General features: G+C 33.6%; 4 protein-coding genes and 5 pseudogenes. 2 read left to right on the plus strand and 7 right to left on the minus strand.

What is annotated here, in order from left to right; genetic code table 11:
- Positions 1-28: 28 nt before the first annotated feature.
- Together HMPREF9333_RS13405 and HMPREF9333_RS11225 are read left to right on the plus strand one after the other, a co-directional pair.
- Positions 29-370 (plus strand): annotated as a pseudogene (locus tag HMPREF9333_RS13405) (transposase); the annotation flags it as partial.
- 37 nt (positions 371-407) lie between these two features.
- Positions 408-989: pseudogene (locus HMPREF9333_RS11225) on the plus strand (transposase); the annotation flags it as partial.
- Between the two features lie 246 nt (positions 990-1235).
- Here HMPREF9333_RS11225 and HMPREF9333_RS11230 read toward each other — a convergent pair.
- From HMPREF9333_RS11230 to HMPREF9333_RS11260, 7 genes and pseudogenes are all read right to left on the minus strand, one after another.
- Complete coding sequence (locus tag HMPREF9333_RS11230; protein WP_005542172.1) at positions 1236-2351, minus strand: PDDEXK nuclease domain-containing protein; 1116 nt, start codon at positions 2349-2351, stop codon at positions 1236-1238.
- A 175-nt stretch (positions 2352-2526) separates the two neighbouring features.
- A pseudogene (locus HMPREF9333_RS11235) lies at positions 2527-3234 on the minus strand (replisome organizer).
- Positions 3235-3314: 80 nt separating this feature from the next.
- Positions 3315-4955: pseudogene (gene mobQ, locus HMPREF9333_RS11240) on the minus strand (MobQ family relaxase).
- Between the two features lie 316 nt (positions 4956-5271).
- On the minus strand, positions 5272-5646 hold the full coding sequence (locus HMPREF9333_RS11245; RefSeq protein ID WP_005542175.1) for a hypothetical protein: 375 nt from the start codon (positions 5644-5646) through the stop codon (positions 5272-5274).
- Positions 5647-5732: 86 nt separating this feature from the next.
- A complete protein-coding gene (locus HMPREF9333_RS11250) occupies positions 5733-6149 on the minus strand; it encodes a sigma factor-like helix-turn-helix DNA-binding protein (RefSeq protein ID WP_005542176.1) in 417 nt (138 codons plus the stop codon).
- Between the two features lie 261 nt (positions 6150-6410).
- The gene (locus HMPREF9333_RS11255) at positions 6411-6992 is read right to left on the minus strand and encodes an MptD family putative ECF transporter S component (protein ID WP_005542177.1); all 582 of its coding nucleotides are present in this window, start codon (positions 6990-6992) and stop codon (positions 6411-6413) included.
- 17 nt (positions 6993-7009) lie between these two features.
- Positions 7010-7266, minus strand: a pseudogene (locus HMPREF9333_RS11260) (energy-coupling factor transporter transmembrane component T family protein); the annotation flags it as partial.

The raw sequence follows: 7266 nt of genomic DNA on the forward strand, positions 1-7266 counted from the left end.
GATCGTCATATAACCATGTTCTTGCCATCGAACCCTGCAAAAAGACTCTGGACAGTCAGAGATTGTCAGCACAGATATTATCCTGCATAGTGATCAGGGAAGTCAATATACATCGAAGGCTTTTACTGAATTCTGTGAGAAAAACAGCATCACACAGAGCATGAGCAAGGCAGGCTATCCATATGACAATGCACCAATGGAAAGGTATTTTAATACTCTGAAAAATGAAGAGATATATCTTCACCATTACCATGAGGAACAGGAGTTATATGATGCTGTTGAGGATTTTGCATACATAAAGTATAACCATGTACGTCCCCATGCCTATAACGGATATCGCACTCCCTTTGAGGCACGGTATGCTGTATAAAAATCAGTCGCAAGTGTTACAAAAATGCTTGACCACTACAAATCTTCTTTCAGATGCATCTAAAGGTCGATATGGTAAAGATACCGCCATAACTTTCAGGGAAGCTGCAAGGGCTTCTATCGGCTCAAATATGCCAGCCAAATCTCTTGAACTAAAACACACCATCAAGTTGATACTGGAACTTGGTTCTGAGATTGATGAAATCGAAAATGAAATCAAAATTATCATGGATGAAATTAATTCTCCAATTCTCAGTATTCCAGGTATCAACTATCGTATGGGCGCTATGATCATTGCCGAGATTGGTGACTTCAGTCGCTTTGATTCTCCTGATAAAATCTTAGCTTATGCCGGGTTTTCACCATCAACATATCAATCCGGACAACTGGATGGTGCTTACGCTCATATGAAAAAACGTGGATCCAGATACCTCCGATATGCCCTGTACAATGCAGCCAAGTATGTTTGCCACTGGGATTCAACATTTGCAGGGTATCTTGCCAGAAAACGTGCTGAAGGCAAGCACTATAACGTTGCCCTATCACATGCTGTAAAAAAACTTCTTCGAGTCATTTACCATCTTGAAAAATCGAATCAGCAATACATCAAATCAGCTTAATTAATACTTATTCAATACTCCTTTTTGATCACCTATCATGATGCTCTTTTTGTCATGCAGTTTTCAAAGTGCAAGGAACTCTAACTGTATGCCGAATATATCTAAAATACATTTCTGTACTTTATTCAATAAATATCATTTTAAGGCTTGACTTTTAATAGTTAGTCTTTCTTTGCAACAAAAAATGACGATTAGTGATTTTTTCCAATCGTCATTAGCCAATATTTATTCATTTCTTTGATCTTTTTAATTATCCGTATCTATTTCTTTGATCTTTTTCTCTATTTCTTCAATACTCGGCAAACTGCTCTTATATTCTGCTTCAAGTAATTTAGTAATCTCATATTTGCTTATACTTATAGGTTGCGATATTTGTTCTAATGAATATTCACAAACGACATCGTTTTTATCCTTGCAAATAAGAAGCCCAATCGTAGCATTATCTCTATCAGTTTTTAGCTCTCTATTCACTGCTGTTACATAGAAATTAAGCTGTCCTAAATGTTCCGGCTTAAACTTCTCCGCTTTCAGTTCTATAACAATGTAAGAATGGAGTTTCAAATTGTAAAACAGTAAATCAATATAAAAATCATCCCCATTTATATTTATGTGATATTCTTTGCCTATGTAGGCAAATCCCTCGCCAAGTTCAAGTAAAAAATCAGAAATCTTGTCAACCAGTTCTTTTTGAAGTTCCCTTTCATCATATCCTTCACGAATGGTAAGAAAATCAAAATTATATGGATCTTTTAATGTCTGTCTTGCAAGATCTGATTGCAAAGCGGGTAACCTTTTTTCAAAGTTTGTTATAGATTTTCCTTCCCTGCCATATAATCCACTTTCAATTTGATGTACAAGTACATTCCTACTCCATCCGTTCTCAATAGTTTTATCAACATAATATATGGCTTCATCAATGGTCTTGCACTTATTTATTATCCTTTGATTATGTCCCCAAGGTATCTGTTTAATATGGTTGATAACTCTTTCATCAAATTGGGCTACAGGCTGTAGTCCTTTTGAATTTCTGTCGTTATTTTCTATTTCGGCTACACCTTGTAGCCCTTTTATATAAAATGAATACCATCTTCTGATATACTTAATATTTGTTTCAGAAAAACCTTTCATATCAGGAAATTCTTTTTGTAAATCTTTAGCTAACGATTTTATAAAGGCATCTCCCCATGAATGTTGTTCTTGATTTTTTACAATGTATTCTCCCAAAGTCCAATATAAATCTAACAACTCATAATTTACCTTTATTGCAGCTTTAAGTTGGCTACTTCTTACTTTCTCTTTTAACTCTGACAATAGCTTTTTATACTCACTATCACTTGTGATAGACAGCTCTTTATTATCCAAAGGTCATACCTCCTCACTCATAATAATACTTAATTATACCAAACCTATCAATATTTTTCATCTGCTAATTTCCTTCAAGTTGAGTTTTAAAGCTTAATTTTTATCTTAGGTACACTTTGATACCTCTTTTAGTCTTAACGCTCTAAAAATGCCTTTACACCGCCTTGTATGATAGCTATAAATGTTCCCCCTTGTCATAATCTTCAAAAGTTGGAATCTTGCCGGTCTTTTTCTGTGATAGTTTATCCTTGTCTTGCTCATAACAGTTAAGGATAGTTACATAGTGGTCTTGATAGGTCTTTCCGGTACTCTTGATATATCTTGAAAGCTTTCAAATCATCATATCGGTATGACCTTGCAGCTTATCTTTCAGCTTTCGGTATTCTTCATCGGTTAATCGAATATTTTTATATTCTCCGTAAAAAGAAAAGGGGGTATCCTGTTCTACTCTCCCCTTATCTATACTAACCTTATCTAATCTACCCTTATCTATACTGGGTTGACCACTTGTCAACCGCTCCGCAACCAAATGACAACCAACCTCTTTGATATACATTCCGTTTTTAGTTTGGGATAGGCTCTGCACCTCGTTTTCATATAAGGTCGGTTTATATCTGTCTTTACGGATAAAGTTGTTGATTTTCCAATGCGTAATGACGATAATTCCTTGTTCAAAGACAATCACAAAGCCTTTGGCAATAAGTATTTTCAGGTCATCTTCATTCGCTCCGATAATCTTGATGATTTTCTTGGGGTTATTTACAAAGCCGTCATCATCTGCTCGCATCGATAGATGAAAATATAGGCATTGACTACTTAAAGGCATGTCTAAAAATAAGTCGCTATCTACTATCTTGAGTGAAAACATTCTTTTATCTGCCATTTTTCTCTCCTCTCTTAGTTTTTTAAGGATGTCGTGATTTACGACACCCTTCGTTTTTGATGTTATCCCATTTCGGGACTTCATCTTTCCTCGTTCCTATAATAGTCCTTTGTCCTTTCCTTTCGTTTTTCATAAGCTTCCTGTTGCTCCTGATATTTCTTAATCTGAGCAATGACACTTGGTTTTTCTCCTCTCTTGATTGCCTTGTCAATCTCAATGGATAGGTCTATGCCATAATCCTCATTAACGGTTTTGACTGCATATTTGATATGGTTGATACTTTCATATTCTTCTTTGATTGATTGAGATTGATGGTTTAAGTTCTTTATCTCTTATTCAAGGCTTTGGATTTCTTTTTTCCAGTCCTTTATCTTGATAGCCGATGAGCCTGTTATCTTTTCAAGGATTGCCCTTGCTCTTTTATATTTATCTATCTCATCTTTATGAGAATTGTAAAAACTGTCTTTGAATAGGGATTTACTGTTCCATTCTTCAAAGACTTGTTTGTTATCTTTGATGATGTCTGCATAGATAAAGCATTTATTTAAGTTTTCTATTCTTGCAGTTTTCGCCTTGATGTCTTGACTAATCTTCTTATTTTGGGATTGTAACGTGCTTATCTTTTCTTGTAGGTCGGCTATGGTTTTAAGATTATTGTCTTTCAGATATATTCTTGCCTTTGAAAATCGTCTTAGGTCTGCACCTATCTTCTTATTACTTACATAGGGATTCAACTTTCTTGCTTTTTCTCCCAGTAAGTCATAATAAATACTGATGTACTCATAGAGATTAAAGAGTTCCGCTTTGTTCTCATATTCTTCTTTTTTCTCTTGTTTGTATTCATCATATTTTACTTGCAGACTCCCAAGTAACGAACCTATCCAAGATGTAAGTTTTGATAGTTCTGCTTTTAACTTCTTAAATTCTAAGTTCAAGGCAATGATTTTTCTGTTTTGATTTCCTCTTTCTGTCTGTATGCCTTTTTTCTCCATTTGGTAGCTGCTTGTTCCTAAATGGATTTGCGGGAGTTCTTCTCTGCCTTGTTTTTCAAAGGTGCGTGGATCAATTCTCTTTTGGATATTATTCCTTGCCAAATATTCATTTGCTTTCTTTGAAAAGTTTTCTCTCCACTCTTTTGCTTTGTCAGGTTCGTTCCAATCATTCAGATTTACTTTTCTTGATTTATAGTTTCCGCTTTTTAATTTTATCTTTTCTCCATTTTCATCAAGGATATATTCTTTTCTGCATTTCGGTTTCCATTTTCCCTCACTATCCATTTCTCTTAGGGTAAGTAGAATATGAGCATGTGGTTGTTCTTCATGATCGCTTGCCATAGGATTATGAATATTACAGTCCGCTATCATACCTTTAGAAGTAAAGTTCTCTTCTATAAATTCACTGATGAGTTTTATCCTATCTTCCTCATTTAATTCTCTTGGAAGTGTAAAAAGCAGATTTCTTGCAAGTTGTGAATTTTTACTTTTCTCTATTTTTTCTACTTCATTCCAAAGATATTCTCTGTCGGAAAACTCTTTTGGGATATGTTCCGGCAGAAATATTTTTGAAAATACAAGGTCTTCTTTTTTAGAATAGTCATGTGTTTTTCCATAGTATTCATCTTTTAATTTATCTCTTGCATTATATGCAGCTTTTGCAATTACGCTATGTCCCTTTGACCTTGTAACAATATCTACATGGGTATGCAAACTTTTGATTTCCATTGTCTTTTTCTCCTTTATCTGTTTTCAATTTTGAGATTTTACTATCCTAATGTTCAGGTAGTATCTTCGCTCCCTTTTTCAAAGGGCGCAAAGATACACCGTTTGACTACGGTGCTTTGCGTTCCTGCGGAAAGCTTATAGCAAAGCTCAAGGAAACAAAAACGCTAAAGCATTTTTATTTGTTCAAGGGGGCTACTCCCCCTTAAACCCCTGTGAACTTTGTTTTTTGTAGATTTTTCAAATCCACAAAAAAGCAAAGTGTTAAAATGTTTCTCACTTTGCTCCATCTCAATTCCTAATACATTTTCTGTTTTTCTTATTCTTCCTCTGTCGGTTCTTCAAAATCATCATTTACGTTTTCTTCTTCAAGATTTGGATTTTCTTCTAAGGAGATTTCTTTTTCTCTTAAATGAATTTCTGTAAGTTCTTTTAGCTTTTCTCTATTCCTATTATCAGAAAGTACATAATCTAAAAAGGCATAGATTAAATCATTATCTGTATTTTCTTCTACTCCGGTTATCTGTTTTTCAAATTTCTCAAACACGCCACCTTTTTCTACTTTTCGTTTCGTGTCCGCCTTTCTTTTTAGCTGTGATTTCTTTTGTCTTAGTTGCTTGATTTTGTTTTCCGCCTGTTCTTTTTTCTTAGTTTCTTTTTCCAACTGGCTCATTACATTTTCTAACTCTTTCATTTTTCATTCCTCCGTTTCAATATTGTTGCGTTCCAAATAAAGAAAGGCTAAGTACCTTTCTTTGATACTTAACCTTTCCCATCTCTTTAGAATTTATCTTCTAAAAGTTTTCTTAGTTTTTCTAAAATCTTATCCCTCCTTTTCCCAATTGCTTGATAGCTTACTTTTTCTTTTTTGCCAATCGACCTTAAACTTTCTTCTTTGTAGAAGATGGCTTCTATCAGCTCTCTTTCTTTTTTTGTGAGTATAGCTAATGCCTTGTTTAATTCTTCAATCTGCATTTTGACTTCTACAATTTTTTCTAAGTCTACTCTTTCATCTATGATGTTATCTACAAAGTGTCCGTCATAATCCATTGCTGAAAATGGAATCACGTCATACTTCCAATCTTTTCTCTGAAGATATTTTTCATGCTCGGTTATCTTCCAATAGGCTTTATAGACTTCTTCACTGACCTTAACCTCTTTTCCTTTGACATAAAGGAAATATTCTTTCTTATCCATTGTGTGTTCCTCCCTTTTTATTTTTCTGTTTTTGTTTTCTGAGAATAAAAAAGGAGGACTTCTACACTTTGGCGTAAAAAGTCCTCTCGGCTTAAAAACTAATGTTTTATTATTTTTTCTATTTAACTGTTTTTAATAACAAGATATTGCTACATAAAAGTATTTCTAAATGTTGTAAAGGTGAAATAATTTGATTGATTGTAATATTGCATCTTATCATTTCCATTATTATCCCTCCTCCAATTTCATCTATAAAAAATTCTAAATAATCCCTGCTTTTTCAAAATGCTTCTTCAATAATTTCTTGGAAATCACTGCTCCAATCAATCCGCAAATAGCTATTAAAATAAGCATCATTACTGTAGTCATAGGAGAAACAATTTTAGTTAATGTACCTAAATATTCGCTCCCAAACATTTTTTCATAAGATTTAAGTGTTTGATCTGCATAAAAAAGAAATGGTACATACATTCCACCAAAGCCGGCAAGAACACAAAATATCATATATCCAATTGTTAATCCTTTATAATTGCCAACCCCTTTTGTTCTTGCAATCAACATAGCTATAATCCCAGCAAATATGCAACTAATGATATATGGTGGATAAAAACCTATAATGCTTGTAAGTACACAAAATAATAAAATCATCCATGGATTTTTTGTTTTTACCGGTACTAAGAAATAGGCAATTGCTCCAATAATTGACCATATCGGAACTACTAATAGCATTGTGTATGGCGATATGAACAGAAAAGATAACACTCTATATAAAACCTGTGAGCATAACACCATTAGTGCTGTAATAATTAAATCTTTAATTTGAAATTTCTTTTTTTCTTCCATAATTATTCTCCTTGTTTTTAAATATTTTTTATTTTCATAATGATGATAGCTAGATAAAATACCATCATTATTACTAGCAATAACATATCAAGCATACGAAATTTGACTTCTGTATAACTAGTTTTTTTACACGAAACTCCAAGTCCTCGTGTCTCAACAGATGCCGACAACTCAGTTGCAGTACATAACATTCGCATTAACATAGGAATCAACATCATTTCATAAACTTTAAAAGGATGTTTTAAAAATCCAAGGAAAGAAATATCAATCCCTC

The sequence above is a fragment of the Johnsonella ignava ATCC 51276 genome, assembly GCF_000235445.1.
Classification (GTDB): domain Bacteria; phylum Bacillota; class Clostridia; order Lachnospirales; family Lachnospiraceae; genus Johnsonella; species Johnsonella ignava.

Excerpts from the sequence above, each read along its gene's own strand:
- HMPREF9333_RS11245 (WP_005542175.1), bottom strand. The coding sequence starts at position 5,646 with ATGAAAGAGTTAGAAAATGTAATGAGCCAGTTGGAAAAAGAAACTAAG.
- HMPREF9333_RS11250 (WP_005542176.1), bottom strand. The coding sequence starts at position 6,149 with ATGGATAAGAAAGAATATTTCCTTTATGTCAAAGGAAAAGAGGTTAAG.
- HMPREF9333_RS11255 (WP_005542177.1), bottom strand. The coding sequence starts at position 6,992 with ATGGAAGAAAAAAAGAAATTTCAAATTAAAGATTTAATTATTACAGCA.